This window comes from Kitasatospora sp. NPDC001119, from assembly GCF_053598475.1.
The window spans coordinates 86,897-112,656 of record NZ_JBSFKI010000032.1 but is presented as its reverse complement, the minus strand read 5'-3'; the positions used below and the strand labels follow the sequence as shown (position 1 = coordinate 112,656).

Below are 25,760 nucleotides of genomic sequence, written 5' to 3'. Positions count from 1 at the left end.
GGACGCGGCAATGACATGACAGCCACACCCGGCATCCCTGGGTGCCCTGATCTTACGAATGACCAGAACGATCCCACGAAGAAAGGTATGGAAGGGCATGCGCGGCCAGTTGCGCCGACTCACGGCATTGGCGGTACCCGTCTACGCGGAGCTGCTGTCCGGGGTGATCGCCTCGGTGATCGGGGCCCTCTGGGTGGCCGGTCTCGGCGGGGCCGCGGTCGCCGCCGTCACCCTGGCCGGCACCGTCGAGAACCTGCTGCTCGGCCTGGTCCTGGTGGTCGCCTCCGGCACCAGCGTCAGGCTCTCCCACGCCCTCGGTGCCGGCGACCACGCCGAAGCCGCCCGGACCACCCGCGCGGCCTGGCGGCTCTGTGCCGCCGTCAGCGCGGCGCTCGCCGTCCCCGGCTTCCTGCTGCGCGACCGGCTGGCAGGCGCCTTCCTGGACGGCGAAGCCGCCGAACAGGCCGCCGGTTACCTCGCCGTCGCGTTCCCGGCCTTCGCGCTCTTCGTCGGCCAGCGCGTCGCCGACGAGCTGTTCAAGGGCGCGGGCGACACCCGCACCCCGATGCGGATCGCCCTGCTCTCCAACGCGCTGCTGCTCCTCCTCGACCCCCTGCTGATCCTCGGCCCGGGGCCGCTGCCCGCCCTCGGCGTGCCGGGCGCCGCCCTGGCCCTGGTCCTCTCCCGGGCGATCGCCCTCGCCGTCACCCTGCGAGTGCGGCGCGGGCGGCGACTACGGAAGCCGGTGAGACGCGAGGAACCGCAGCCGCAGGACCCCGGCGGCACCGGGGGAGCGGGCGCGGCGGCGGTACGGATCCTGCGCGCGGGCGCACCGTTCGGTCTGGACTTCACCGCCCGGATGGCCGTCGGAACCGCCCAACTCGGCCTGGTCGCGGGCTTCGGCGTCGCGGCGGTGGCCGGCTACGGCCTCGGCTACCGCGTCCTGCTCGTCGCCACCATGGCCTTCTACGCCCTGCGCCAGGCCGCCGCGATCGAGGCGGCACGGCTGACCGGCGCGGGAGAGGTCGCCGCGCTGCACACCCTGCGCCGCGCCACCGGACGCCTCGCCGCGCTGCTCGGTGGGGTGGCGGCGCTGCTCGCCGTCACGCTCGCCGTGCCGCTGACCGCGCTCTTCACCGAGGACCGGGCGGTGGCCGCGCAGTCCGTCGGCTTCCTGCGCTCGGCGGCCCTCTACCTGCTGCCGTACGCGCTGGTGGTGGCGGTCGGCGGAGTGCACCAGGCGGCGGGCGCCGGGCGCCCGCTGGTGGTCTCCGTCCTGCTCGGTCTCGGGACCCAACTCGCCGCCTCGGCGGCCCTGTCCGGGCCGCTGGGGGTGTCGGGGGTGTGGCTCGGGCCTGCGGTGGGCGCGGCCGTGCAGCTCGCGCTGCTCGCCACACTGACACGGTCGCGGAGTCCGCGGGGGACTGTCGGTGGTGTGTGCCAGGGTGGGGGCCATGGCACACACCCCGGACGGGCGGCCGATCCCGCCCCCGCACACCGATGAACGCACCACGCTGGAGAACTGGTTGGACTTCCAGCGGGCCACGCTCGCCCGGAAGGCCGACGGCCTCGACGACCACCAGGTGCGGCTGGCGTCCGTCCCACCGTCCACGATGACCCTGCTGGGCCTGGTTCAGCACCTCGCCGAGGTCGAACGCACCTGGTACCAGCGGGTGTTCGCCGGGCAGGACGTCCCGCCGGTGTACGGCGCGGACAACGCCGACGGCTACGGGCTGGACCCGGCGCGCGGGATGGCCGAGGCGCTGCGGGACTGGCAGACGGAGGTCGACCGGGGCCGGGAGCTGACCGCGGACAAGCCGCTGGAGGCGGCCGGCCCGCTCTCCCCGCAGGTCGCCGCGGTGATCGGCGCGGACAGCGTCTCGCTGCGCTGGATCCTGGTGCACCTGATCGAGGAGTACGCCCGCCACAACGGCCACGCCGACCTGCTCAGGGAGTCCGTCGACGGCGCCACCGGGGTGTGAACCAAACCGGGGTCTGACGGCACGGGCGCTGTTCACCGCCGGCCGGCGGCCTCCGGCCGCGCGCCCGACGCCGGACTGGCGGCCCGGTCGGCAGCCCCACCGGCCGTCGGTCCGGCCGCCCGTCCGGGCAGCCGCGCGGCGAGCAGCGTCCCCGCGGCCTGACGTCCTCCCGGAGTGAAACGCAGCGGACGGGCGGAGGTGAGTCCCCGGGAAAGGTCGAGGACCTTGTCGCGGGGTTCATTGCGCCGCTGTCCGCGTCGCTATCCCGGCGACGCGGGCGGGCCGAGTTCGGCGGGTGTGGTGCGGCGGCGCCCGAACGGCCAGACCCGGAGGCGTCGTTGTCTCGGAGCGTTGTCTGCTTGCCGAAGCTCGGCGTATCGGATGAGCGACTCCGGACTCGCCGTGCGGACCCAGACCGGGGCGCCGATCAGGATGCGCTCCGTGCCGACCAGCCCCTCATCGTGGAAGGTCCAGCGCCCGGGGTCGAGGACGATGTCCTCGTAGATCACGGCGAACCACTCGCAGCGGTCTGCGGAGCCGAGGGTGAACCCACGAGTCCAGGGGCGGCCTGCGTGCTCTTCATCGGGGCGTGAACTGCCCTGGTACAGGGCGATCTTCAGCGCTTCGACGGCCAGAGCCTGCGAGTCGCCCCAGAAGGACTCCGGATCAGCGCGTCGGGCCTCCAGCAGGTTCGACACCGCGAACCACGCCGACGAGGACCACCCGCTCTCCGGCGCGTCGGACGCTCTGAAGTGGGGCGTGTTGTCGAGGCTGCCGAACAGGACCAGGTCGACTCGCTGCCCGCTGGAACTGTGGGTCCGGGTGTGAAGCAGTAGACCCTGGTCCCGGGCAGGCCCGCCGATGAAGCGCGCGAACTCGACTCGGCCGACGCCTTCGGCGAACTGGGCGGGCGGCGGCGAGTCGAAGGTCACCGCTGTCTGCGGGCCCAAGGCCTTGCGGATGCGGATCGCCATCTCCCGGCGGTCCGGCTCCTTGGCCGGCGGAGCCGCCGACACCTGCGGTACAGGGGCACCACCGACCGATGACGGCATGCCAACCGAGGTCAGCGTCCACTTCCCGAGCGAGATCCCGTTGTCGCCGGCCAGACCGCGCACCTGTCGGTCGGACCAGTACAGGAACCTGCCGACGTCATCCTGGCGAGCCACCGGAACTCCTTCTTGTGCTGCGCGAGGCCTCCGTGTCGCGCAGTGCGTTGGCGGGAGCGGCGGATTCGAGTCGAGCTGCAGGCCTCCCCGCTCCCGGGACGGTACCAGGAGGGCAGGGCCCTGCGGCCCAGTATCCGGGGCGGCCATCCGCAACAAGGGCGCTGAGTGTGGCTGTGTCACCGGTCTGCGGCCGACCCGGCTGTGCTGCCGCGCCTTGCGCACCCAAGTGATCATGAAAGTGCCGTTCCCCGAGCGCGTTTGAACGGGTCGGACGGGACGGCGCCGGTGATGCTCGCGGCCAGGACGAGCCCCCGGTGGTGCCGTGGCGGGTTCATCGAGGGGAGGGGCCGAGGTGGGCGTCCAGCGTGGCGCGCAGCAGTGGCTCGACGGAGTCGTCGCCGGTGATGAGGCGCAGGCTGCCCCAGGTGCGCAGTTGGGCGAGGCCGTGCAGATTGGACCAGAGGGCGGCGGTGGCGGCGGCCGGATCGTCGGACTCCGGGTGCACCTCGGTGACCAGGCCGACGAAGGTGAGGAACAGCGGCAGGGTGGTGCGGCGAAGTTCGATGCCGCTGCCCTCCAGCAGGTCGTGACGGAACATCAGCTCGAACATGCCGGGGTTGGCGGCCGCGAAGCCGAGGTAGGCGCGGGCGAGCGCGTCGAGGCGGCCAGTTGCGTGTGGACAGTGTCTACTCGCGGCCGCGCCGATGCCCGGGCAGAATCGATCGCGTGACCGATCACGTGGACGAAGGCGGCGAGCCGGCCTGCTGGCTGGACCGGGTGTGCCCCGAGTGCGGACGGTTGCGCGAGCGGACCGGCCCGGGCCCCTGCGAGAACTGCGGCACGGACGGCACGGACGGTGTGGACGCGCAGGACGACGGGCAGGGCGACGGGGGCAGGCAACTGCGACCGACCCCGGCCCGGCCGGGGTCAGCCGGGCCGGCGCCCCGCGGAGCCGCCGCTACTGGGGCGGCTGGTCGCGGAACTGGTTCTTGAGCTGCTCCTGGGCGGCGTCGACCTGCCCGCTGTACTTGCCCTCGGTGCGCTGGTCGACGGCGTCGCCCGCCTTGTCGACGGCCTTGTCGGCCTGGTCCTCGTGGCCCTTCAGCAGGCTCTTGAGCTTATCCATCATGGACATCTGGTCACACTCCTGGATGAGACGCCCCCACCCCTCCAATATCGCCGCGTGCGCTGCGGTCCGCATCCCGCAAGGTGTGCGTAAAGGCTTGGCAACGGGATTCCGATCATGTCCAATCATGACCCTCACGGCCCGTCGGAAGGAGTCGCCCTGATGCTGCGCACCCGTCGCTCCACCTCGCCGCTCGACCGTTCCACCTCCTCGCCCGCCCGTTCCACCCCGTACGCCACCTCCCCAGGACGCCCGCGAACCGCCGCCACCCGGCGGAGTGCGGGCGCCGCCCTGACCGTCGCCGCCCTGGTCGCCCCGCTGCTGCTGGCCGGCGCCGGCAGCGCCTCGGCCGACCCGGACCCGGCGCGCAAGGGCGCCAAGCTGGCCTCCCGGCTGGTCGAGGCGAGCAGCGCCCGGGACGCCCGGGCCACGCTGGCCGCGCTCCAGCTGATCGCGGACCGCAACGGCGGTATTCGGCCGGCCGGTTCGAAGGGGCACGACCAGTCCGCGCAGTACGTCTACGAGCAGGCGCGGCGGGCCGGACTCAACGTGTCCAAGCAGGAGTTCGTCTACACCTACTTCGAGGCCCGCTCCGAGCACCTCGACGTGGTCTCCCCGAAGGCCGAGTCGGTGCCGGTGATCGCCATGACGTACTCGGTGAGCGGTCCGGAGGCGGGCCTGACCGCGGACCTGGCGGTCGCTCCGGTCGGCGCCACCACCGGCTGCACGCCCGCCGACTACCCGGCGGGGGCCTTCACCGGCAAGATCGCCCTGATCCGGCGCGGCGGGTGCAGCTTCGCCGAGAAGCAGGCCGCCGCGGCCGGCGCGGGGGCGGCCGGGGCGATCATCTACAACAACACCGAGGGCAGCCTCAACGGGACGCTCAGCGAGCCGACGGCGGGGAGGATCCCGACCGGCGGGATCACCGAGGCCGCGGGCGAGGCGCTGGCCGCCCAGGCCGCCGCCGGGCCCGTCCGGGTGACCCTGGACATCCGCACCTTCATGGAGCAGCGCAAGACCTGGAACGTCATCGCCGAGACCCGCGGCGGCGACCCGAACCACACCGTGATGGTCGGCGCGCACCTCGACTCCGTCCCCGAGGGGCCGGGCATCAACGACAACGGCTCCGGCACGGCCGGAATCCTGGAGGTCGCGAAGAACCTCAGCGTCCACCCGGTGAAGAACAAGGTCAGGTTCGCCTGGTGGTCGGCCGAGGAGTTCGGCCTCAAGGGCGCCGAGAAGTACGTGAACTCCCTCTCCGACGCGGAGAAGAAGAAGATCAGCCTCTACCTCAACTTCGACATGATCGCTTCCCCCAACTACGCGCAGTTCGTCTACAACGGCTCCGGTAGCGCCGGCGGGGACGCGGGCCCCGAGGGCTCGGCCCAGCTGGAGCGGGACATCAACGGCTACCTGGAGGGCCGGGGCCTGCCGCACGACCCGACCGCCTTCGACGGCCGCTCCGACTACGGTCCGTTCATCGACGCGGGCATCCCGGCCGGCGGCACCGACACCGGTGCCGAGAAGGTCAAGTCCCCGGAGCAGGCGGCCCGTTACGGCGGCACGGCCGGCGTCGCGTACGACCCGTGCTACCACAAGGCCTGCGACAACCTGGGCAACATCGACATGGGCGCCTTCGACGTCAACATCGACGTGATCGCGAACGCCGTCGGCACCTACGCCTGGGACCTCTCCTCGCTGCACCGGCCCGTCCCGGCCCAGCGCCCGGCCGCGAAGGCGGCGCCCGGCGCCGGCGCGACGGGTATCGGCGGCACCAACGGCGACCGCTCCCACGGCGTGGCGGCCTGACGCCCGGGTGGGCCCACCGCCACCCCTGGCCGGCGGGCCCACCCGACCGCCGTACGCGACTGCTCCATCCGGGACCTCCCTCCGTCATCGCCCCTGGTGGCCACGGGTGCCGTCACCGTAGCGGAGACCGCTGACAAATCCGGCCGCGGGCCGGTACGGTGCCGCGCGGGGCGCATCCGCCGAGACCCGGTGGGTGCGCCGAGCACGGTCCTGACACCATGGGACCGAGATCACGACACCGTGACACCCTCGGAGGAGTCAGCAACATGAGCACGCACTACGACGTCGTCGTCCTCGGCGCGGGCCCGGGCGGCTACACCGCCGCCGTCCGTTCGGCCCAGCTGGGGCTGAAGGTCGCGGTCATCGAGGCCAAGTACTGGGGCGGCGTCTGCCTCAACGTCGGCTGCATCCCCTCCAAGGCCCTGCTGCGCAATGCCGAGCTCGCCCACATCTTCACCAAGGAGGCCAAGACCTTCGGCATCAAGGTCGAGGGCCAGGTGACCTTCGACTTCGGCGAGGCCTTCCGGCGCAGCCGGTCGGTGGCCGACGGCCGGGTCAAGGGCGTCCACTACCTGATGAAGAAGAACGGCATCACCGAGTACGACGGCTGGGGCACCTTCGTCGACGACCACACCCTCCAGGTGGCGCTCAGCGGCGGCGGCTTCGACGTCGTCACCTTCGACCACTGCGTCATCGCCGCCGGTGCCACCACCCGCCTGCTGCCCGGCACCAGCCTGAGCGACCGCGTGGTCACCTACGAGGAGCAGATCCTCACCGAGCAGCTGCCGGAGAGCATCATCATCGCGGGCGCCGGCGCGATCGGCGTCGAGTTCGCCTACGTGCTGCACAACTACGGCGTGAAGGTCACCATCGTCGAGTTCCTGGACCGCGTGGTGCCGCTGGAGGACGTCGAGGTCTCCACCGAACTGGCCAAGCAGTACCGCAAGCTGGGCATCGAGGTGCTGACCTCCACCCGGGTCGAGTCGATCGACGACAGCGACCCGAACGCCAAGGTGCGGGTCACCGTCACCAAGGACGGGCAGCAGCAGGTGCTGGAGGCCGACAAGGTGCTCCAGGCGATCGGCTTCGCGCCGCGGGTCAACGGCTACGGCCTGGAGAACACCGGGGTCAAGCTCACCGACCGCAACGCCATCGCGGTGGACGGCCGCGGCCGCACCAGCGTCGAGCACATCTTCGCGATCGGCGACGTGACCGCCAAGCTGATGCTCGCGCACGCCGCCGAGACGATGGCCGTGATCGCCGCCGAGACCATCGGCGGGGCGGAGACCATGGAGGTCGACTTCGCCATGATCCCGCGCGCCACCTACTGCCAGCCGCAGATCGCCTCCTTCGGCTACACCGAGGCGCAGGCCCGCGACCTGGGCTACGACGTCAAGGTCGCCAAGTTCCCGTTCACCGCCAACGGCAAGGCGCACGGGCTCGGCCACCCGATCGGCTTCGTCAAGGTCATCAGCGACAGCACCCACGGCGAGCTGCTCGGCGCCCACCTGATCGGCCCCGAGGTCACGGAGCTGCTGCCGGAGCTGACGCTGGCCCAGCAGTGGGACCTGACCGTCCACGAGGTCGCCCGCAACGTGCACGCCCACCCGACCCTGGGCGAGGCGGTCAAGGAGGCCATCCACGGCCTCGCCGGTCACATGATCAACATGTGACGCGCCCTCCCCGAGCGCACGCCGCGCCCCCGTCGAGCGACCGCTCGGCGGGGGCGCGGCGCGGTTCCGCCCAAGGGTCCGGGGTGCTGGAAAGGGCCCCGTGGCCGTCAGGCGTGCCCGGCGATCAGGCCGAGCCGGCCGTCGAAGCGGCGGTAGAGCACCCGGCCCCGGCCGCTGACCGGGTGGGCGAAGAACAGGAACGGCAGCTCCGCGCCCGCCAGCCGGTCGACGGCCTGCGCCTCCGTCAGCCGGGGCGCGCCGTGCGGGCTGAGGGTGATCGGCGAGGTCCGGCGGCCGGGCGGACCGGCGGGGACGGTACGGGCGAGGCGGTAGCCGGTCGGGCCGACCCGGTAGACCACGGCGTCGGTCTCGGTCGCCGGATCGGTGAACAGGTGGATGTCGTAGTCCATCGCGTCCATGGTCCGGGCGGCGGCCGCCGGCGAGCACCACACCAGCGAGGGCTCCTTGCGGCGGACCACCCGGAGCTCGCGGACGGCCCCGCCGCCCGGCCCGCCGGAGGCCCGCCCACCGGAGTCCGGCGCACGGTGGCCCGGCCAGGGGCGCGGTGACCAGGCCCCGGTGACGGCCCTGATCCTGCCGCGCAGCGCGTCGCTCACCCGGTCGATCGAGTCGCCCAGCCCGGCCGCGGCCTCCTGGACGCGGATCCGCCGACCGTCCACCTCGGCGTTCACCTGCGCCAGCACGCCCCCGGCCACGGCCGCGAGCCGGACCCGCAGGGCCTCCACCAGCGTCCCGACCCCCGGAGTCGCCGCCGCGGCGGCCACCCGGGCCCGCGTCTCGGCCAGGACCTCGCCGGTCAGCCCCTCGAACGCCCTCACCGTGACCAACTCGCCCATCCCCAGGCCCTTCCACTCCCAGCCGGCGCATACCGGCGACCAGGATCCCGGGCCCCCGGCCGCGCGGCCAGGGCCCAACGGCCCCACTGCGGGGGGCCGGGCGGACCAGCCGGGCGGTGGGGAGGGCGACCCGTGTCGCCGGTGAACGGGATGGGAGAGGCACCGTGCCCGGGCTGGTAGGCGCCGGCACGGGGGAGCGCGGCGCGCTGCGGTGGCGGCTGCTGACGGCGGACCGGGGGCCCGACGACGAGCCGGGCCTGTGACGAACAGGCGCCGCGCCCTCACTCGCCAGGCCGGCCGCCCCCGCCCGGTTCCGGGCGCCGACCCCGGTCCGCTCCGCGGCCGGTCCGGTCGCCCGCCGCAGCGGCCTGCGCCCCCGGGAGGTCGGGCGTGCCGCGGGTGCGCAGCTCGCCGAGCACCGCCCAGCCGACCGACACCACCGGCACCGCCACCACCGCGCCCAGGACCCCCGCCAGCACCGCGCCGCCGGCCACCGACACAGCGATCACCACCGGGTGGATGCGGACGGACCAGCTGAGCACCAGCGGATGCAGCAGATGCCCCTCGATCTGGCCGATGACCACGATCAGCGCGAGCACCAGCAGCGCGATCACCGGCCCCCGGGCGGCGAGCGCGACCACGGCGGCGACCGCCAGGGCGATCGGGGAACCGATCAGTGGGATGAGGGTCGCCGCGAACTCCAGCACCATCAGCGGCAGGACCAGCGGCACCCGCAGGATCGCCAGCGCGATGCCCACCAGCACCGCGTTGGAGGCCGCCACGATCAGCACGCCCCGGGTGTAGCCCGCGAAGGTGAGCCAGGCGGCGCGGCCGGCGCGGTCCCAGGCCGAACGGCTCCGGACCGGCAGCTGCCGCTGCGCCCAGGCCCACATCCGGTCGCCGGAGTGCAGGAAGAACACCGAGCAGAACACCGCGAGGGCCAGCCCGGTGACCAGCTCGACGATCCGGCCGGCGCCGCTCAGCGCGGTGCTGAGCAGGGTGGAGCGGTGGGCCGAGATGAAGGCGCCGATCTTGGCCCGCAGGTCGGTGACGGTGCCGGGCCGCAGGTGGAAGGGGGCGCCGGTGAGCCAGTGGTCGATCCGGGAGAGGCCGCCGCGCAGCTCGTTGCCCAGCCGGCCCCACTCGTCGGCGACGGTGGTGCCGACCAGCGCCAGCACCCCGCCGACGACCGCGAGGGCGCAGAGGAGGACGACCAGGACGGCGAGCGAGCGCGGCGTCACCCGGGCCAGCAGGTCGACCGGCGGGCGCAGCACGGAGGTGATCACCAGCGCCACGAACAGCGCGACGACCGGCAGTTCGAGCCGGGCGAGGACGTCGACGACCAGGTAGGCGGCGAGCCCGAGCAGCACCAGCCGCCAGGTGTACCCGGCCGTCGTCCGCAGTCCGGAGGGGACGTGCTCCCCGGACGGATACGGGTCGGGGCCCGGGCCCGGAGCCCCCGCCCGGATCCGGCGCGCCGACACCCGGGGGCGGCGGCTGCCCAGCGGCACGGGCCGCCGGTCCGGTCCGGCGCCGTTCACTCCCACGGGCGGTCTCCTCGGGCTCGGCCGGGTGTCGTCCTCTCACGTCACGATGACCCATACCGTGACGGTTCGCCCTGCGGCGCCGCCGGGTCCCGTCACCCGGACAGCGGCATGCCGGCCGCGTCGCTGTGCGGGCGCACCGGGCCCGGGCAGACACGGGAACGGCGCCGGTCACCCCGGGAAGGGCAATGGTCCTCCGTGTACAAGCGGCCGGATGAGGGGAGAATCCATGGCGCAGGGAGGGGGGAGAAGGAGGCCGAGATGAAAAGCCTCACCCGCCGCTACGCGGTGACGCTCCCCGGCCCGATCGGCGGGCACGCTCCACCGTCCGTCGTCGTCGTGTACGAGACGCAGGCCGTGGGGCCCGGCGGGGGCCTGGTCTGGGAGAGCTCGGACGGCGACCTTCGGGTGGAGATCACCGGCGGAGTGGCCACCGTTCTGGCGGCTCCCGCGATCGGCAGTCGGCACCCGTGCCTGATGGCGGTGCCGCTGCCGTGAGCACCTCGTCGTGAACCGTGAGCACGTCGTCGTGAACACGTGGGCCGTGAGCGCGTGGTCGTGGGCAGGTGGCCGAGCGCACACGGCCACGACGCGTGTCGAGAGGAAGAGGAAGGCGACGGAGGGCGGAGGTCGCAACGACAAGGTCACCGAGCGCTGGCGGCCAAGGCCTCGCGCACGGTGACCAGGCAGGGGTCGCAGTACCGGTCCGGTCCGGCCGCACCGGCGCCGTCGCCCACCGGGACGACGCGCTGGGAGGGCTCCAGGAACCGCCCGCACAGCGAGGAGCTCGCGTCGTCCTTGGCCACCACGTGCCACACCACGGCGGGTGGGGAGACCGCCGGGTCGTGCTCGGCCCACATCTCGTACACGGCGCTACCTCCGGATCGCTGGGGGCTCGGTGACTCCATGCAAACCCGCGGTCTGCCGAACGGCCACCGGGCCAGACCCGGTGGGATGGTTGAGGCGCCGGCGACGGTTGGGCGGGCGACGGTCGGGGGCCGCACGCTCAGTCCCGCCGGTCGGGGCCCGGGTGTCCTGGAGGCCCGGGAGGCCTGATTCCCGAGGCCGTGGTCCCCGGAGCAGAGGTCCCCGGGTCCGTGGTCGTCGGGGTGCCGGCCCGGTCGGCCCGGTCGCGGCCCTGGCCGGCGGCCAGGCGGCGCCGGATCACCAGCAGGTCGAGCGCGGTGATGCCGGCGAACCCGGCGCACAGGGCGGCGAAGAAGGCGTAGGTCCCCTGGTTGGGTGCGGGGCCCGGGCCGGCCAGCCCGGCCAGCACGGCGAACGCCACCGCCCCGCCGAGGAACAGGACGAGGAAGACCCGGGAGAGCACCCGCCGCAGCTCCAGGTCCGAACGGGCGGTCACCGGCTTGGTGCCCCGGCGCACCGTCTCCTGCGGCCGGAGCTGGGGCATCGTCCGGCCGGGGCCCTGCGGGGTGTGCGGGAAGTCGTGGCGCTCGCCGCTCCGGCGGCGGGCCCCGCCCGCGTGCGGCAGGTCTGGGCTGGGTCGTACGGCCATGACGGCCCCCGAACGGATTCGGCCGGTTGTGTTCCGTCGGCGCGCCTACCCGGTTCCGGCGCCGGCACACGCCCGCGGAGCACCCGCCCGCACCGGCTCGCCGATGCCCACCGCCGCCCGTCGCCCGTCGCCCGTCGCCCGCCGCCCGAGCCCCGAAGCCCGGCGGATTCGGCCGCTGTTCACCGGGGCATGGCCCGCCCGATGATCTCCGACCAGTCCCGGTCCCTACCGTCAGGGCCCACACCACTTCCGGGAGCGAACATGCACGACAACCAGGCGACCGAGCACGAGTGCGGCTGCCCGCGGACGGCCGACCTCGACGGGGAGGGGCCGGCCGCGGACAGTCGGCGCCGGTTCCTGCGCGGGGCCGGTCTGCTGGGCGCGGGGGTCGGCACCGCCGGGCTCGGTCTGCTCGGCGCGGTGCCGGCGCAGGCGGCCGGGCCCGAGGCGGCGGGCGCTGCGGGTGCGGCCGTGAAGGCGCCCAAGAAGGGCAAGGGGAAGGGGCGGTGGCAGCCCGATCCGGACGCCCGGCAGTTCACCGTCGTGGTCATGCCGGACACCCAGTACCTGTTCGACCAGGACCGGATCCACCCGGCGCCGCTGGAGGCCTCGGTCCGCTACGTGCTGGACGGCGGGGTCAACCGGGAGGACGGGACGGACGACAACATCGTCTTCCTGGCCCACCTCGGCGACGTCACCGAGAACGGCCTGGCCGTCGAGTACGCCGCCGTCACCAAGGTGTTCGGCCTGCTGGACGACGCGGGCGCCGCCTACGGCGTGCTCGCGGGCAACCACGACGTCCGCTCCTCGACCGACGACCAGCGCGGCACCACCCCGTACCTGGAGACCTTCAGCAAGGCCAGGGCCGCCCGCACCTCCGGCTACCGCGGCTCCAGCCCGGACGGCTACAACACCTGCCACGTGTTCCGGGCGGCGGGCCGCGACTGGATGGTGCTCTCGCTGGACTGGCGGCTCTCCGACGCGGGCTTCGCCTGGGCGAACGGGGTGATCGCGGCGAACCCCAAGCTTCCGGTGATCCTGACCACCCACGACCTGGCGCACGCCGACGACGGCGGCCGCGCCGAGCTGTCCGACAACGGGAAGCGGCTCTGGGAGCGGCTGATCGACGGCAACGACCAGATCTTCCTGACCGTCAACGGGCACTACTGGCCGCCCGGGCGCACCGTGCTGCGGAACAGGGCCGGCCACGACGTGCACGTCCACATCACCAACTACCAGGACCGCTACTACGGCGGCGCGGCGATGATCCGGGCGTACCGATTCGACCTCGACCGCGGCACCGTCGACGTGTCGACCTTCTCGCCGTGGATCCAGCAGATCGCGGCCGAGGAGCGCAACGCGCTGGCGGCCCAGCACGTCGAGCTGACCTCGGACGTGGACCGCTTCTCGCTCGCGATCGACTTCGAGCGCCGCTTCGCCGGCTTCGCGCCCGTCCCGCAGCGCCCGGCGCGCCGGGCGGGCGAGCTGCTGGTCCGCGACACGGTGGCCTACTGGCGGTTCGACAACGGCGGTGCGGACGGTGCGGCCGTCGCCCCGCAGCAGGTCGTCAAGGACCTGAGCGGGCAGGGCAACGACCTGCTCTGGCAGAGCGCCCCGGGCACGCCCGACGGCGCGCTCAGCTGGTCCGCCGAGCACCACCCGGACCAGCCGGGCCACGGCAGCCTGCTGTTCAGGGGCACCCGCTCGCCGGTCCGCGGCGGCTACCTGCAGACGGTGCCCACCGCGCCGGTGAACCGGGAGACCTTCGAGCGCGGGTTCACCGTCGAGGCCTTCTTCAAGCTGCCCGCCGACTGGGACTCCGCGCAGAGCCGCTGGTCCGCCCTGCTCAGCCGCTGGGGGACGAGCGCCGAGGCGGGCAGGAGCGGGCCCGGGACGGACGCCGACGAGCCGGTCGTGACGCTCAGCGTCTCCGAGGCGCCGGCCCTCCAGTGGTGCGTCTACCCGCTCAACCAGACCGGGGCGTCCACCTGTTGGGGCCACCAGCTGCCGCTGGACCACTGGTGGCACGTCGCGGTGGTCAACGACGGGAGGCTCAGCCGGATGTATGTCGACGGCTGCGAGGTGGCGCGCAACCCGGCGACGCCCGCGGTCGGGCTGACCACGTTGGGACGGCCGTGGATGCTGGGCGGCTACGCGTACGCGGGGGTGCTGGACAAGGTCTTCCACGGGTACATCGGGGACGTCCGGATCGTGAAGCGGGCGCTGCGGGTGGGCGAGTTCATGACCGCCTGACCCGCGCTCCCGCGCGGTACGGACACCGCCGGGCCCTGGTAGGGGCCCGGCGGTGCGGTCGTTTCCGGGACGGCGAACGGCGAACCGGTGAAACGGCGAACGGCTGACGGCGGACGACCGTGCCGGAGCCGTCAGCCGAGCAGGGTGGCCTCGACCCCGGCGAGCACCGCCGCCAGGCCCTGCTCGAAGCCCTCGTCGAAGTCCTGGAACATCACCCGGCCCGATTCGGCGGCCAGCGGGTGGGCGGCCAGGCGCTCGGCGCGGGCGTCCAGGTCGTAGCCCTCCTCGCCGTCGAAGGGGTTGGGGCCCATCGCCTGCTCCTCGATGACGTAGCCGATGGTGTAGCTGTAGGCGGTCTGCCAGGCGCGGGCGGCGGCCACCGGGGTGAACCCGGACTCGACCAGCAGGCGCAGCCAGGTGTCCAGTTCGGCCGCGTAGCCGGTGTCGGTGAACCGGGAGCCGCTGTAGACCTTCGCGCCGTCGCGGTAGCGCAGCAGCTCGGCGCGCAGGGTGCGCATGGTCCGCAGGTAGGTCTCCCGCCAGTCGCCCGGGGCCGGGGCGCGACCGGCTCCGTCGGCCCCCTTGGCCCCGTCGGCCCCCGTGGCCTCGGCGCCCGCGTCCGCCGCCGCCCGGGCCGTCATGCGGCGCATCATCTCGGTCGCCATCTCGTCCAGCAGCGCCTGCTTGTCCTTGAAGTGCCAGTACAGCGCGGGCGCCTTGACGTCGAGCCGGGCGGCGATGGCGCGCAGCGTCAGGCCGTCCAGGCCGGCCTCGTTCAGCAGGTCCAGCGCGGTGTCGACGACCTGGCCGCGGTCGAGCTTGGGGGTTCTCTGGGGGGTCACGGTTGACAGTTTAACGCCGTTAAGTGCACGCTGTCGGCAACGGCTACTTAACAACGTTAAGGAGGTTGTCGTGGCTTCTCACGGCATGCACACGGACGTCCTGGTCATCGGCGCCGGGCCCACCGGACTGGCCCTGGCGCTCGACCTCGCCCGGCACGGCGTCGCCGCGCTGGTGGTCGAGCGCGGCGCCGAACTCTTCCCCGGCTCGCGCGGCAAGGGCCTCCAGCCGCGCACGCTGGAGGTGCTCGACGACTTCGGCGTGCTCGACCGGGTCCGCGCGGTCGCCGGGGACTACCCGCCCAACCTGTTCTGGCGGGACGGCGAACCGCAGGGCGAGCGCCGGATGTACGACCCGACCGAGCCCTCCGAGGCCGAGCCGTACACCGAGACGCTGATGCTGCCCCAGTGGCGCACCCAGCAGGTGCTGTACGGGCGGCTGCGCGAGCTGGGCGGCGAGGTCGCGTTCGGCCGGGAGCTGGTCGGCCTCGCGCAGGACGAGGAGGGTGTGACCGCCGAGTTCGCTACCGGCGGCCCGGTCCGGGCGCGGTACGTCGTCGCGGCGGACGGCGGCCGCTCGATGGTACGGCGACTGCTCGGCATCGGGATGACCGGCGAGACCGTCGACCCGGACCCGATGCTGGTCGCGGACGTCCGGATCGACGGGCTGGACCGCGAGCACTGGCACGTGTTCGGCTCCGAGGAGGGGATGCTGGCGATCTGCCCGCTCGGCGGCACCGAGGACTTCCAGCTGGTCGCCCAGTTCCCGGAGGGGACGGCCGTCGACCTCACCCTCGACGGGCTGCGCACAGTGGTCGCGGCCCGCTCCCACCTGGCCGCCGAGCAGGTCACCGAACTCCGCTGGATCTCCGAGTTCCGCCCGCGCGCCGCGCTCGCCGACCGCTTCCGCGCGGGCCGGGTCTTCCTGGCGGGCGACGCCGCGCACGTCCACTCGCCGGCCGGCGGGCAGGGCCTGAACACCAGCGTCCAGGACGCCTACAACCTGGGCTGGAAGCTGGCCGCGGTGCTGACCGGGCGAGCGGGGGAGGGGCTGCTCGACAGCTACCAGGAGGAGCGCCGCGGCAACGCGGCCGCGATGCTGGAACTGTCCACCAGGGTCCACCGCGGCGAGCAGCGCCGCGGCCGGGCGACCCAGCAACTCGACCTCGGCTACCGGGAGTCCGCGCTCTCGGTGGAGACCCGCCAGGACCTTCCGGCGGACGCGCTGCGGGCCGGCGACCGCGCCCCGGACGGCCGCCGGGGCGGCACCCGGCTGTTCGACGCCTTCCGCGGCCCGCACTGGACGCTGCTCACCGTCGGCACGGACGCCCCGCTGCCCTCCGTCGCCGCCCCGGTGGTCCGCATCCCGGCCTACGAGGCGTACGGCACCGGGGTGTTCCTGGTCCGGCCGGACGGCTACCTCGGGTGGGCCGGCGCTACCGCCGACGGCCTCGCGGCCTACGCGGAGCGGCAGGGGCTGCTCGCCCCCTGAGGGGCTCCGGGGGTCCGTGCCCGGGCCGGCCGGCGACGCCGGTGCGCCGGGCGCGGTGGAAGCGCGGACACCCGGCGGCCGTCCGGGGACGACCGGCCGGGTGCCGGATCAGTGCTTGCCCGCGTCCTTGACCTTCTCCACGGCCTGTTTCAGGTCGCTCTTCGCCTGCTCGGCCTTGCCCTTGAGCTCGGTCGAACGGTCGCCGGTGGCCTTCCCGGCCGCTTCCTTGGCCTTGCCGCCGGCCTTCTCCGCCATGTTGCGCAGCTTCTCCTCGGTACCCACGGCGGGTGCCTCCTCTCGTCGACGGGGCGAAGGTCCGCCCCGGGCGGCGTCTGCCCGGGGCGCGGGCTTCCATGCGCAAGGCCCGCGAGTCGGTCCGTCGGGACAGGTCCGGCGAGTCGGTCCGGCCGGTCCTACCGGGTGCGGGCCTCGGCGGCGGTCTTCAGGTCGTGCAGCCAGCCTTCGAGGCCCTGGCGGAGGATGTCGGTGGCGGCGGGGACGTTCGCGTCGACCTGGGGGCCGGCGTGGGTCTCCTCGGTGCGCACCAGGACGCCGCCGGGGACCTCGGTGAAGTTCCACACGTGGACGCCGTCGATCCGCAGCCCGGTCGCGACCGCCGGGCCGGTCCAGCGGATGCAGGCGCCAGGCCGCAGCTGCCGGACGGTGGAGGTGATCTCCAGGACGGGGTCGGCCGAGGCGGGGTTCGGGGGCAGCGGGGTGGTCCAGTGGAACGCCGACCCCGGCCGCAGCGGGCCGCCGTCGAGGCGCTCGGCGCTCCGCACCGGCGCCTGCCAGTCGGGCCAGCGCGCCACGTCGGTCTGGAGCCGCCAGACCGTCCGCAGCGGTGCGTGGATCACGGTCTCCGTCCGGTAGCGGACGCGGGCGTCGGGGTCGACGCCCGCCCCGCCGCAGGTGAGCGAGGAGTCGGGGCGGTGGGCGGTGGCGGCCCCGGCCGGCGCGGCGGCGGCGCCGAGCAGCCCGAGGGCGAGCGGGAGGGTCAGCAGGGCGGTGCGGATGCCGGTGCCGCGGGTGGAGCTGCGCGTGGCGGACATGGAAATCCCCATTCACTGGTCGGCCGTCGGGACGGCTCGGACGCCTTGCGAGCTAGATGCTCACGCCTTCGTTAGAAGTTGTAACTCCGCGAGGGCCGGGGCGTCAACAGGTTCCGTGATACCTTCTAACGGAAGCGTGAACATGTAGTCGGGCGATACGGGGAGCGGGCGAGGGCCATGGCGAGGACGGGCGCGGACACCCCGCGCGAGCGCTACCGGGCCCAGGTGCGCGAAGAGGTCAAGGCGCACGCCTGGGAGCAGATCGCCACGGCCGGTGCCTCGGCGCTCTCCGTCAACGCGATCGCCAAGCGGATGGGCATGAGCGGCCCCGCGCTCTACCGCTACTTCGCCGGCCGCGACGAGCTGATCACCGAACTCGTCCGGGACGCGTACCGCAGCCTCGCCGACACCCTCGGCGCGGCCGCCGCCCAGGGCGCCGACCTGGCCGGGCTCGCCCACGCCCTGCGCGACTGGGCGCTGGCCGACCCCCAGCGGTACTTCCTGGTCTACGGCACCCCCGTGCCCGGCTACCGCGCGCCCGAGGACACCACCGCCATCGCCGACGAGGTCATGCGGACCCTGGTCGACGCCTGCGCGGCGCTCGCCCCGGCCGGAGCGGACACCCCGGCGGCGCCGTTCACCACCCACCTGCTGGGCCACCGGGACTGGGCGGGCGAGCAGCCGGCCCCGCCCGAGGTGCTCCACCGCTTCCTGGCCTTCTGGACCCGCCTGCACGGCGTGCTGTCACTGGAGCTCGCCGGACACTTCACCGGCATGGGCTTCCGGCCCGGGCTGCTCTTCGAGGCCGAGCTGGCGAGCCTGCTGACGCCGCGGTTCTGACCCGGCCGCCTCCCGGTCGCCGCCTGTCCGCCGTCGTCGCGCGGCCACGCCCCGTCGGTGCCACCGGGGCCCCGGCGCCCGGCCGGCCCCCGCCCCGAGGTCGGCACGCGCGGGGCACTGGGGCGTGTACGGCCGGTCGTGCTCCGGTTCGTACGGGTGTGCCGGGTGTGGCGCGTTCGCCGCAGCGTCACTCCGGGTAGTTGAAGGGCTGCACGGTGTTGGCGGAGGGGGTGGGGTCAGGGAGTCGCGATGACGGAACACGAGCAGCTCGGTGCGCCCGCCGGCCCGGAAGGACACCCCACCCGGCCCGAACGGGTGCCGCCCCAGGCCCCCGCGTCCGGGAAGCGCGGGGCGGGCGCCCGGCCCGGACCGGACGGTGACGGCACCGCGGTCCCCTGGCCCGACCTGATGCTGCCGCTGCTGCGCACCCCCACGGCCGACCGCCGGCCCGCGCCGGAGGGGGCCGGTGCGGACCCGCCGACGGGCGTCGAGCCGGCCCGGGTGCTGGACCTCGCGCTGCTGGTCGGCGAGCTGCTGCTGGCCAGCGGCGAGGCGGCGGAGGACGTCGAGGCCGCGATGCTCGCCGTCGCCCACGCCTACCGGGTCCAGCCCTGCGACCCGCAGGTGACCTTCACCCGGGTGGCGATCTCCTACCAGCCCGGCCCGTCGGAGCCCTCGCTGACCGCCGAGTGCTCGGTGCGCCGCCCGGCCGTCGACTACGCGCGGCTGGCCCTGGTGTTCCGGCTGGTCACCGAGATCGCCGTGGGCGGGATGGCCGTCCCCGAGGCGCACGGCCGCCTGGTGGCGGCCCGCCGGCGCCGCCGCCGGTACTCCGGCCGGCTGTTCGTGCTCTCCTGCGGCGGGATGGCCGGGGCCGCCACACTGCTGATCGGCGGCCGGGCCGACGCCCGGGCCTGGCTGGTGTTCGCCAGCGCCGTCGTCGCCGCGCTGGTGGGCGAGCGCTTCTCGGCCCTGGTGGCGCGCCACGACCTCCCGGCGTTCTACCAGTTCGTGGTGGCGGCGGTGCCCGCCGCCGTGATCGGCATCCTGCTCTCGTTCAACGGTCTGCACCTGCGCGGATCGGTGGTGATCACCGGCGGGCTGTTCGCGGTGCTGCCGGGGTGGCCCATGGTGGCGGCGGCCCAGGACGGCCTGGCGGGCTTCTACCTCACCGCCGCCGCCCGGCTGCTCGAAGCGCTCTACCTGATGACCGGCGTGGTGGTCGGGGTGATGACGGTGCTCTACGTCGGCGTCAACAACGGCGCCGACCTCGCCGCCCAGGACGTCCCGCCCGGGGCGGTCAACCCCCCGCTGCAACTCGCCGCCGCGGTGCTGCTCACCCTGGCGTTCGCGGTGCTGCTGAACACCGAGCCGGCCACGCTGCCGGCGGTCCTGCTGAACAGCGCGGCCGGCTGGACCACGTACGGGGTGCTGGTGAACGCCGGCGGCGAGCCGATCCTGGCCACCGGTCTCGCGGCCGGGCTGGTCGGCCTGTCCGGCCAGCTCATGGCGCGCTGCCGGGGCAGCTCGGCGCTGCCGCACATCACCGCCGCCCTGGGGCCGCTGCTGCCCGGCTCAGTGCTGTACTTCGGGATGCTGGCCTTCGTCCGGGGCGAACCCGAGATCGGGCTGAGCGGCATCGGGCGGGCCGCCGCGATGGCGATGGCCCTCGCCATCGGCGTCAACCTGGGCCGCGAGCTGGCCCGGCTCTTCCTGCCCGCGCCCCGGGTGGCCGCGCCGCCCCGCCGACAGGGCGGCCGCCACCGGCGCTGACGGGGGAGCGGCGGGGCGGTTTGCCCGGGCCGCGGCGCGGTAGACGCGGGGGGTGTGGAGACGGGCCGGGCAGGACAGGCCCCGATCCCCGGGGACGACCGCTGCGGCCGGTTCGGGCCGACCGGGCCGCCCCCGCCGACAGCCACCCACCAACCCGGGAGACCCTCGTGATACTCCTCGGCGTCATCCTGCTCATCATCGGCTTCGTCACCGGAATCTCGATCCTGTGGACCATCGGCATCGTGCTGGCCGTCGTCGGTCTGGTCCTGTGGCTCGCCGGAACGCTCGGGCACGCCGTCGGCGGCCGCCGCCACTACTACTGACCGGGCCTGCGCCCTGTTCACCGCCGTGCGCCACCCGTTCGACGCCCCGGGCCCGCCGGGCTCGGGGACGGTCACTCAGGGACGGTCCTCGTGCAGCCCGCAGAGCCAGGCCAGTGCCCGGTGGACGCCGAGGACGTAGGTGTGGTCCGCCCCCTGGGTGCGGACGAGGCGGAGGCGGACGGCGGCGGCCTGGCACTCGGCCAGCAGCTGGGCGAGGCACGGGCCGATGGAGCCGGCCGTGGCGGCGGCGGTGACCGGGGCCGCGACCTGGGCGCCGGCCGCCCACCGGTAGGCGCCGAGCACGCCGTGCTCGAAGCCGGTCCAGGGCCGGGGCCGCCGGTTGACCTTGTCGATCGCGGCGAACACCTCGTCCAGCGGACGCACTCCCACGGCCGGGACCGTCTCGTCACTGGTCATGTGCGCAACCTACGTCCGCCCGCCACCGCCCGCCCCCGGGGAAGGCGGCCTGGTACGGCAGCACTGTCCCGAGCCACCCGGGCGGCCGAGGAGCCCCGCACACCGCGACCCCGGGGCGTGGCCGGGCGGCGGGAGCGGGACGGGTAGGCTGACCAGGTCGTGTCCGGCCGGAGAGGTGGCCGGGCCGGAGGAACGGGGCGGGCCGGCGGCCCGCCGGTGGAGACCCCTGATGACTCGTCGTTTTGACTGCTCGGACCCGTCGGAGCGCGCGGCCGGGCTGCGCGAGGCCGTGGCCGCGGTGCGCCGCGGTGAACTCGTCGTCCTGCCCACGGACACCGTGTACGGCGTGGGCGCGGACGCCTTCGCACCGCAGGCCGTCGACCGCCTGCTGCGCGCCAAGGGCCGGGGACGGAACATGCCCTCGCCGGTGCTGGTCGGCTCCCCGGAGGCGCTGGACGGGCTGGTCGAGGTGACGGAGCGCGCGCGGGACCTGGTCAAGGAGTTCTGGCCGGGCGGGCTGACCGTGGTCGCCCGCCACCTGGACTCGGTCGAGCTGGACCTCGGCGAGACCAACGGGACGGTCGCGGTGCGGATGCCCGCGCACCCGGTCGCCATCGAACTGCTCAACGCCACCGGGCCGTTGGCCGTCTCCAGCGCGAACCTGACCGGGCACGACTCGCCGCAGGACTGCGACGCCGCCCAGGGCATGCTCGGCGACTCGGTGGCCGTCTACCTCGACGGGGGCCCGACCGCGGCCGCCGTGCCCTCCTCGATCGTGGACATCACCGGCGAGGTGCCGGTCCTGCTGCGGGCGGGCGCGATCGGCGCCGAGCGCCTGCGCGAGGTGGTCCCCGACCTGCGGGAGCGCTGAGCCCGGACACCCCGGAGCCCCGGCCCGCGTAAGCGAAGCCCCGGTCCGCGGGAGCGCCGCGCCCGGTCGACGGGCCGTACCGCGTGGCGCCCCGGCGGCCCGGGCCGCCGCCGCTAGGGTCGGCGATGGCGTGCGAGGGCGGGCCCTCCGCCGGGCCGGGGAGGGGGTCGGCGCCGCGACCGGGGGCGTCACCGGCTCCGCTGCGGAGGTTCCATGAACGCTTCGTCCACCGCGCCGCCCCCCGCGCGGGACCGCACCCGGGTGAGGGTCCGGCAGGGCAGCACGCTGCTGCGCTGGCTGTTCACCACGGACCACAAGGTCATCGGGAACCTCTACCTGGCGACGGCCTTCGGCTTCTTCCTGGTCGGGGGCGTGCTCGCGCTGCTGATGCGGGCCCAGCTGTTGGGGCCGGACACCGGGCTGCTGTCGAACGAGCGGTACAACCAGCTGTTCACCATGCACGGCACGATCATGCTGCTGCTGTTCGCCACCCCGACCTTCGCCGGGTTCGCCAACGCGATCATGCCCCTGCAGATCGGCTCGCCGGACGTCGCCTTCCCCCGGCTGAACGCCTTCACCTACTGGGCGTTCCTGCTGGGCGGGCTGACGGTGCTGAGCGGCTTCCTCACCACCGGGGGCGCGCCCTCCTTCGGCTGGTTCGCCTACGCGCCGCTGAACGGCCCGCTGTTCTCGCCGGGGGCGGGCGGGGACCTGTGGGCGTTCGGCCTGGTGGTGGCCGGCCTCGGCACCATCCTGGGCGCGGTCAACTTCATCACCACCATCACCTGCCTGCGGGCGCCGGGCATGACGCTGTTCCGGATGCCGGTCTTCACCTGGAACGTGCTGTTCACCTCGGTCATGGTGCTGCTGGCCTTCCCGGTGCTGACCGCCGCGCTGCTCTGCCTGGAGGCGGACCGCAAGTTCGGCGCGCACGCCTTCGACGCGGCGAACGGCGGGGCGCTGCTGTGGCAGCACCTGTTCTGGTTCTTCGGCCACCCGGAGGTGTACATCGTCGCGCTGCCGTTCTTCGGCGTCATCAGCGAGATCATCCCGGTGTTCAGCCGCAAACCGCTGTTCGGCTACCACGGGATGGTCGGCGCGACCATCGCCATCACCGCGCTGTCCATGTCGGTGTGGGCGCACCACATGTTCGCCACCGGCCAGGTGCTGCTGCCGTTCTTCGCGATGATGTCCTTCCTCATCGCGGTGCCCACCGGGGTGAAGTTCTTCAACTGGGTCGGGACGATGTGGAACGGCTCGCTCTCCTTCGAGACCCCGATGCTCTGGTCGGTCGGCTTCCTGGTGACCTTCCTGTTCGGCGGGTTGAGCGGGGTGCTGCTGGCGGCGCCGCCGATCGACTTCCACGTCACCGACAGCTACTTCGTGGTGGCCCACCTGCACTACGTGCTGTTCGGGACGGTCGTCTTCGCCACCTTCGCGGGCTTCTACTTCTGGTGGCCGAAGCTCACCGGGAAGATGCTCGACGAGAAGCTGGGGAAGGCGCACTTCTGGATCCTGTTCACCGGGTTCCAGACCACCTTCCTGGTGATGCACTGGCTGGGCGCCCAGGGGATGCCGCGCCGCTACGCGAGCTACCTGGCGGTGGACGACTTCACGGCCCTGAACGTGTGCGCCTCGATCGGCTCGTTCCTGCTCGGGGTCTCCAACCTGCCGTTCTTCTACAACGTCTGGCGGACCACCAGGTACGGCGAGAAGGTCGCCGAGGACGACCCGTGGGGCTGGGGCCGGTCGCTGGAGTGGGCCACCTCCAGCCCGCCGCCGCCGCACAACTTCCACGCGCTGCCCCGGATCCGCTCGGAGTCGCCGGCCTTCGACCTGCACCACCCGGAGGTGTCCGCGGCGGAGTCGCCGACCGGCGACTCCGGTGTGCCGTACGGCCGTACCGGCGGACGGGGGAGCGGGCGGTGAAGGCGGAGGGGTGGCTGTTCGCGGTGATGACCGCGTTCTTCGCGGTGACCGGGCTGGTCTACGGCCTCTGGGCCCGGGAGCCGGCCGGCAAGGCGATCCTGACGGTGGCGTTCCTGATGTCCGGTCTGGTCGCGCTGTTCTGGTTCGTCCAGTACCGGCGGTCGGGCGGCGGCCGGGCGCAGGACCGCGAGGAGGCCGAGATCGCGGAGGCCGCCGGGCCGGTGGGGTTCTTCCCGGCCCGCAGCGGCTACCCGGTCCTCGCGGCGGTCGGCGTGACGGTCTTCGCCCTGGGGCTGGTGTTCGCCCGCTGGCTGATCGTCGTCGGCGCCCTGGTGCTCGCGCTCGCCGTCGCCGGCTTCATCTTCCAGTACCGCGACCACGGCGCGGGCTGAGCCGGCGCAGCAGCTGCCGGAGCGGGCCGCCCGGGCCCGCCTCGGGCGCCGGGACGGCCGGGGGAGCGGGGTGGGCCGGGGCGGTGAGGACGGCCGACATCCGCTCCGACTCCCGTGCGGTGGCGGGCAGTTCGACCCGGTCGCGGTGGAACCAGGAGCTCGCGGCGGCGCGTACCCGCTCGTGCCGCGGCGCCCCCTGCGGGGCGGTGACCGGCTCGGCCTCGGCGCGCGCCAGCAGCACGTACCGCTCGGCCTCGGGCAGCGGGCGGCGGTGGCCGGAGAAGCCGCCGTCGTGGGCCTGGTCGATCCGGCCGGTCTCGTCGCCGTCCAGCAGCCGGTCGCGGTCCCGGGCCTGGAGGGCCAGGCAGAGGCGCCGGGTGAGCAGGAAGACCACCGGCGGCAGCACGACCAGCGCCGTCCGCAGCACCACGGTGAGCGCGTTGACGTCGAGCCCGAAGGTGTACGCGATCACGTCGTTGCCGCCGGCGACCAGCAGCACCGCGTAGACGGTGATCCCGGCGGTGCCCAGCGCGGTGCGGGTGGGCCTGTTGCGCGGGCGGTCGCACAGGTGGTGCTCGCTGGTGCCGGGGTCGAGCCACCGTTCGACGAAGGGGTAGGCGTACAGCGCCGCGAACAGCAGGCCGGGCACCACCAGGGCGGGCAGCAGCACGTTCCAGGACAGGGTGTGCCCGAGCACCCTGGTCTCCGCGGCCGGCATCAGCCGCAGCGCCCCTTCGATGAAGCCGATGTACCAGTCCGGCTGCGCGCCCGTGCCGACCACGTCGGGGCGGTAGGAGCCGTACCGCCAGACCGGGTTGACCTCGGCGAGGAACGCCGAGAGCGCCATCACGCCGCCCACCGCGAACAGCAGGCCCGTCGTGCGGGTCAGGAACTGGGGGAAGAACGGCATCCCCACCACGTTGCGGTTGGTACGGCCGGGGGCGGCCCAGTGGGTGTGCTTCAGTACCACCACCAGCGTCAGGTGCGCCCCGACCAGGGCCAGCAGCAGACCGGGGACCAGCAGGACGTGCACGGTGAACAGCCGGGGGATGACGTCGTGCCCGGGGAACTCGCCGCCGAAGGCGAACAGGGTGAGGTACGTGCCGACCAGCGGCACCGAGAGCAGCACGCCCTCGGCGATCCGCAGGCCGGTGCCGGAGAGGGTGTCGTCGGGCAGCGAGTAGCCGGAGAACCCCTCCAGCAGCGCCAGGTTGAACAGCGTCACCCCGATCACCCAGTTGAGCTCGCGCGGGCGGCGGAACGCCCCGGTGAAGAACACCCGCAGCAGGTGCACGCCGATCGCCGAGGCGAACAACAGGGCCGACCAGTGGTGGATCTGACGGATCATCAGTCCGCCCCGCATCTCGAAGCTGATCCGCAGGGTCGACGCGTACGCCTCGGACACCCGGACGCCGTCGAGCGGCAGGTAGGCGCCCTGGTAGACGACCTCGTTCATGCTCGGCCGGAAGAAGAAGGTCAGGTAGACGCCGGTCAGCAGCAGCACCACGAAGCTGTACAGCGCGAGTTCGCCGAGCAGGAACGACCAGTGGTCCGGGAAGACCTTGCGCAGCAGCTCCCGGCCCGCCTCCGTGACCGGCAGCCGCCCGTCCAGGCGGGCCGTGACGCGCTCGCCGGCGGACGGCTGGTGCCCGTCCGAAGCCCTGGTTTCGTCCACGGCAGGAACCTAGTGGGCCGTGCGGCACGCGGGGCGGCCGAGCGCGGTCGGCGGCGGCAGAGCACTCCAACGGCGGAACGGGCGGCCGTTGCGGTGAGCCGCCCGGGACAGCAGCACGGCCGGCACGGTGCGACCGGGGAACGTCACCGACCGGAGGGACCTCGTGGACCGCCCAGCGGGATAGCTCACGCGGACGCCCGCCGCAATGACGACCCCCGACAACCGCGGGCC

Annotated in this window: 25 protein-coding genes; 13 read left to right on the top strand and 12 right to left on the bottom strand. The window is 74.0% G+C overall.

All coding sequences use genetic code 11. The features are described 5' to 3' along the window. Window positions 1-97: 97 nt before the first annotated feature. Window positions 98-1,504: an MATE family efflux transporter gene (locus ACWDD9_RS32650; protein WP_449813581.1), complete on the top strand. Its 1,407-nt coding sequence runs from the start codon at window positions 98-100 to the stop codon at window positions 1,502-1,504. After that, complete coding sequence (locus ACWDD9_RS32645; protein WP_049656313.1) at window positions 1,455-1,982, top strand: DinB family protein; 528 nt, start codon at window positions 1,455-1,457, stop codon at window positions 1,980-1,982. Before ACWDD9_RS32650 ends, ACWDD9_RS32645 begins: the two co-directional genes overlap by 50 nt. Before the next feature lie 260 nt (window positions 1,983-2,242). Here ACWDD9_RS32645 and ACWDD9_RS32640 read toward each other — a convergent pair whose 3' ends face one another. From ACWDD9_RS32640 to ACWDD9_RS32630, 3 genes are all read right to left on the bottom strand, one after another. Then, on the bottom strand, window positions 2,243-3,148 hold the full coding sequence (locus tag ACWDD9_RS32640; protein WP_449813580.1) for a hypothetical protein: 906 nt from the start codon (window positions 3,146-3,148) through the stop codon (window positions 2,243-2,245). Window positions 3,149-3,479: 331 nt separating this feature from the next. Further along, on the bottom strand, window positions 3,480-3,854 hold the full coding sequence (locus tag ACWDD9_RS32635) for a TetR-like C-terminal domain-containing protein (RefSeq protein WP_449813587.1): 375 nt from the start codon (window positions 3,852-3,854) through the stop codon (window positions 3,480-3,482). A 252-nt stretch (window positions 3,855-4,106) separates the two neighbouring features. Further along, the gene (locus ACWDD9_RS32630) at window positions 4,107-4,283 is read right to left on the bottom strand and encodes an antitoxin (protein ID WP_049656309.1); all 177 of its coding nucleotides are present in this window, start codon (window positions 4,281-4,283) and stop codon (window positions 4,107-4,109) included. A gap of 153 nt (window positions 4,284-4,436) precedes the next feature. Here ACWDD9_RS32630 and ACWDD9_RS32625 point away from each other — a divergent pair, with 153 nt between their 5' ends. Beyond that, the gene (locus ACWDD9_RS32625) at window positions 4,437-6,083 is read left to right on the top strand and encodes a M28 family peptidase (protein ID WP_449813579.1); all 1,647 of its coding nucleotides are present in this window, start codon (window positions 4,437-4,439) and stop codon (window positions 6,081-6,083) included. A gap of 266 nt (window positions 6,084-6,349) precedes the next feature. Beyond that, window positions 6,350-7,756 carry a dihydrolipoyl dehydrogenase gene (lpdA, locus tag ACWDD9_RS32620; RefSeq protein WP_074003526.1) on the top strand — a complete coding sequence of 469 codons (1,407 nt, stop codon included), beginning with the start codon at window positions 6,350-6,352 and terminating at the stop codon, window positions 7,754-7,756. Window positions 7,757-7,863: 107 nt separating this feature from the next. Here lpdA and ACWDD9_RS32615 read toward each other — a convergent pair whose 3' ends face one another. After that, the gene (locus tag ACWDD9_RS32615) at window positions 7,864-8,613 is read right to left on the bottom strand and encodes a sigma 54 modulation/S30EA ribosomal C-terminal domain-containing protein (protein WP_049656312.1); all 750 of its coding nucleotides are present in this window, start codon (window positions 8,611-8,613) and stop codon (window positions 7,864-7,866) included. A 281-nt stretch (window positions 8,614-8,894) separates the two neighbouring features. Beyond that, on the bottom strand, window positions 8,895-10,160 hold the full coding sequence (locus tag ACWDD9_RS32610) for an AI-2E family transporter (protein ID WP_449813578.1): 1,266 nt from the start codon (window positions 10,158-10,160) through the stop codon (window positions 8,895-8,897). 258 nt (window positions 10,161-10,418) lie between these two features. On the opposite strand from ACWDD9_RS32610, the gene ACWDD9_RS32605 reads away from it, so the two are divergent. Beyond that, window positions 10,419-10,655 (top strand): DUF6296 family protein, encoded by a 237-nt coding sequence (locus ACWDD9_RS32605; protein ID WP_074003523.1) that lies wholly within the window; start codon window positions 10,419-10,421, stop codon window positions 10,653-10,655. Window positions 10,656-10,801: 146 nt separating this feature from the next. On the opposite strand, the gene ACWDD9_RS32600 is transcribed toward ACWDD9_RS32605, so the two are convergent. After that, entirely contained in the window at window positions 10,802-11,026 is a 225-nt protein-coding gene (locus tag ACWDD9_RS32600) for a hypothetical protein (protein ID WP_049656887.1), read from the bottom strand. Window positions 11,027-11,163: 137 nt separating this feature from the next. Then, window positions 11,164-11,673, bottom strand: a complete 510-nt coding sequence (locus ACWDD9_RS32595) for a hypothetical protein (protein WP_449813576.1) — start codon at window positions 11,671-11,673, stop codon at window positions 11,164-11,166. A 261-nt stretch (window positions 11,674-11,934) separates the two neighbouring features. Between ACWDD9_RS32595 and ACWDD9_RS32590 the strand changes: the two genes are divergently transcribed. Then, window positions 11,935-13,926 (top strand): LamG-like jellyroll fold domain-containing protein, encoded by a 1,992-nt coding sequence (locus tag ACWDD9_RS32590; RefSeq protein WP_449813575.1) that lies wholly within the window; start codon window positions 11,935-11,937, stop codon window positions 13,924-13,926. 131 nt (window positions 13,927-14,057) lie between these two features. On the opposite strand, the gene ACWDD9_RS32585 is transcribed toward ACWDD9_RS32590, so the two are convergent. Next, the gene (locus ACWDD9_RS32585) at window positions 14,058-14,768 is read right to left on the bottom strand and encodes a TetR/AcrR family transcriptional regulator C-terminal domain-containing protein (RefSeq protein WP_449813574.1); all 711 of its coding nucleotides are present in this window, start codon (window positions 14,766-14,768) and stop codon (window positions 14,058-14,060) included. A gap of 85 nt (window positions 14,769-14,853) precedes the next feature. Here ACWDD9_RS32585 and ACWDD9_RS32580 point away from each other — a divergent pair, with 85 nt between their 5' ends. Then, window positions 14,854-16,257: an FAD-dependent monooxygenase gene (locus ACWDD9_RS32580; protein ID WP_449813586.1), complete on the top strand. Its 1,404-nt coding sequence runs from the start codon at window positions 14,854-14,856 to the stop codon at window positions 16,255-16,257. 108 nt (window positions 16,258-16,365) lie between these two features. Here ACWDD9_RS32580 and ACWDD9_RS32575 read toward each other — a convergent pair whose 3' ends face one another. Both ACWDD9_RS32575 and ACWDD9_RS32570 read right to left on the bottom strand, forming a co-directional pair. Next, window positions 16,366-16,539, bottom strand: coding sequence for a CsbD family protein (locus ACWDD9_RS32575; RefSeq protein ID WP_082346046.1), 174 nt, complete (start codon window positions 16,537-16,539; stop codon window positions 16,366-16,368). Between the two features lie 131 nt (window positions 16,540-16,670). Then, complete coding sequence (locus ACWDD9_RS32570) at window positions 16,671-17,309, bottom strand: SRPBCC family protein (protein WP_449813573.1); 639 nt, start codon at window positions 17,307-17,309, stop codon at window positions 16,671-16,673. A 177-nt stretch (window positions 17,310-17,486) separates the two neighbouring features. On the opposite strand from ACWDD9_RS32570, the gene ACWDD9_RS32565 reads away from it, so the two are divergent. From ACWDD9_RS32565 to ACWDD9_RS32555, 3 genes are all read left to right on the top strand, one after another. Then, window positions 17,487-18,149 carry a TetR/AcrR family transcriptional regulator gene (locus ACWDD9_RS32565; protein ID WP_449813572.1) on the top strand — a complete coding sequence of 221 codons (663 nt, stop codon included), beginning with the start codon at window positions 17,487-17,489 and terminating at the stop codon, window positions 18,147-18,149. A gap of 249 nt (window positions 18,150-18,398) precedes the next feature. Beyond that, on the top strand, window positions 18,399-19,922 hold the full coding sequence (locus ACWDD9_RS32560) for a threonine/serine exporter family protein (protein WP_074003516.1): 1,524 nt from the start codon (window positions 18,399-18,401) through the stop codon (window positions 19,920-19,922). Window positions 19,923-20,089: 167 nt separating this feature from the next. Beyond that, window positions 20,090-20,245: a DUF6131 family protein gene (locus ACWDD9_RS32555; RefSeq protein ID WP_143204583.1), complete on the top strand. Its 156-nt coding sequence runs from the start codon at window positions 20,090-20,092 to the stop codon at window positions 20,243-20,245. 75 nt (window positions 20,246-20,320) lie between these two features. Here ACWDD9_RS32555 and ACWDD9_RS32550 read toward each other — a convergent pair whose 3' ends face one another. Continuing rightward, window positions 20,321-20,662 carry a hypothetical protein gene (locus tag ACWDD9_RS32550; protein WP_380777117.1) on the bottom strand — a complete coding sequence of 114 codons (342 nt, stop codon included), beginning with the start codon at window positions 20,660-20,662 and terminating at the stop codon, window positions 20,321-20,323. Window positions 20,663-20,891: 229 nt separating this feature from the next. On the opposite strand from ACWDD9_RS32550, the gene ACWDD9_RS32545 reads away from it, so the two are divergent. The 3 genes from ACWDD9_RS32545 to ctaF all read left to right on the top strand — a co-directional run bounded on the left by ACWDD9_RS32545 (window position 20,892) and on the right by ctaF (window position 23,854). Continuing rightward, a complete protein-coding gene (locus ACWDD9_RS32545; protein ID WP_387824617.1) occupies window positions 20,892-21,533 on the top strand; it encodes an L-threonylcarbamoyladenylate synthase in 642 nt (213 codons plus the stop codon). A 213-nt stretch (window positions 21,534-21,746) separates the two neighbouring features. Beyond that, on the top strand, window positions 21,747-23,462 hold the full coding sequence (ctaD, locus tag ACWDD9_RS32540; protein WP_449813571.1) for an aa3-type cytochrome oxidase subunit I: 1,716 nt from the start codon (window positions 21,747-21,749) through the stop codon (window positions 23,460-23,462). Continuing rightward, the gene (ctaF, locus tag ACWDD9_RS32535) at window positions 23,459-23,854 is read left to right on the top strand and encodes an aa3-type cytochrome oxidase subunit IV (RefSeq protein WP_049660513.1); all 396 of its coding nucleotides are present in this window, start codon (window positions 23,459-23,461) and stop codon (window positions 23,852-23,854) included. The genes ctaD and ctaF overlap by 4 nt, the downstream gene beginning before the upstream one ends. On the opposite strand, the gene qcrB is transcribed toward ctaF, so the two are convergent. After that, window positions 23,820-25,529 carry a cytochrome bc1 complex cytochrome b subunit gene (gene qcrB, locus ACWDD9_RS32530; RefSeq protein WP_449813570.1) on the bottom strand — a complete coding sequence of 570 codons (1,710 nt, stop codon included), beginning with the start codon at window positions 25,527-25,529 and terminating at the stop codon, window positions 23,820-23,822. The two genes, ctaF and qcrB, sit on opposite strands and share 35 nt — an antisense overlap. Between the last annotated feature and the right edge of the window lie 231 nt (window positions 25,530-25,760).

Coding starts and splice junctions, on each gene's coding strand:
- ACWDD9_RS32580 (WP_449813586.1), top strand. CDS start 14,854: ATGCACACGGACGTCCTGGTCATCGGCGCCGGGCCCACCGGACTGGCC.
- ACWDD9_RS32565 (WP_449813572.1), top strand. CDS start 17,487: ATGGCGAGGACGGGCGCGGACACCCCGCGCGAGCGCTACCGGGCCCAG.
- ACWDD9_RS32590 (WP_449813575.1), top strand. CDS start 11,935: ATGCACGACAACCAGGCGACCGAGCACGAGTGCGGCTGCCCGCGGACG.
- ACWDD9_RS32650 (WP_449813581.1), top strand. CDS start 98: ATGCGCGGCCAGTTGCGCCGACTCACGGCATTGGCGGTACCCGTCTAC.
- ACWDD9_RS32625 (WP_449813579.1), top strand. CDS start 4,437: ATGCTGCGCACCCGTCGCTCCACCTCGCCGCTCGACCGTTCCACCTCC.
- ACWDD9_RS32570 (WP_449813573.1), bottom strand. CDS start 17,309: ATGTCCGCCACGCGCAGCTCCACCCGCGGCACCGGCATCCGCACCGCC.
- ACWDD9_RS32560 (WP_074003516.1), top strand. CDS start 18,399: ATGACGGAACACGAGCAGCTCGGTGCGCCCGCCGGCCCGGAAGGACAC.
- ACWDD9_RS32630 (WP_049656309.1), bottom strand. CDS start 4,283: ATGTCCATGATGGATAAGCTCAAGAGCCTGCTGAAGGGCCACGAGGAC.
- lpdA (WP_074003526.1), top strand. CDS start 6,350: ATGAGCACGCACTACGACGTCGTCGTCCTCGGCGCGGGCCCGGGCGGC.
- ACWDD9_RS32595 (WP_449813576.1), bottom strand. CDS start 11,673: ATGGCCGTACGACCCAGCCCAGACCTGCCGCACGCGGGCGGGGCCCGC.
- ACWDD9_RS32645 (WP_049656313.1), top strand. CDS start 1,455: ATGGCACACACCCCGGACGGGCGGCCGATCCCGCCCCCGCACACCGAT.
- ctaD (WP_449813571.1), top strand. CDS start 21,747: ATGAACGCTTCGTCCACCGCGCCGCCCCCCGCGCGGGACCGCACCCGG.
- ACWDD9_RS32550 (WP_380777117.1), bottom strand. CDS start 20,662: ATGACCAGTGACGAGACGGTCCCGGCCGTGGGAGTGCGTCCGCTGGAC.
- ACWDD9_RS32615 (WP_049656312.1), bottom strand. CDS start 8,613: ATGGGCGAGTTGGTCACGGTGAGGGCGTTCGAGGGGCTGACCGGCGAG.
- ACWDD9_RS32605 (WP_074003523.1), top strand. CDS start 10,419: ATGAAAAGCCTCACCCGCCGCTACGCGGTGACGCTCCCCGGCCCGATC.
- ACWDD9_RS32545 (WP_387824617.1), top strand. CDS start 20,892: ATGACTCGTCGTTTTGACTGCTCGGACCCGTCGGAGCGCGCGGCCGGG.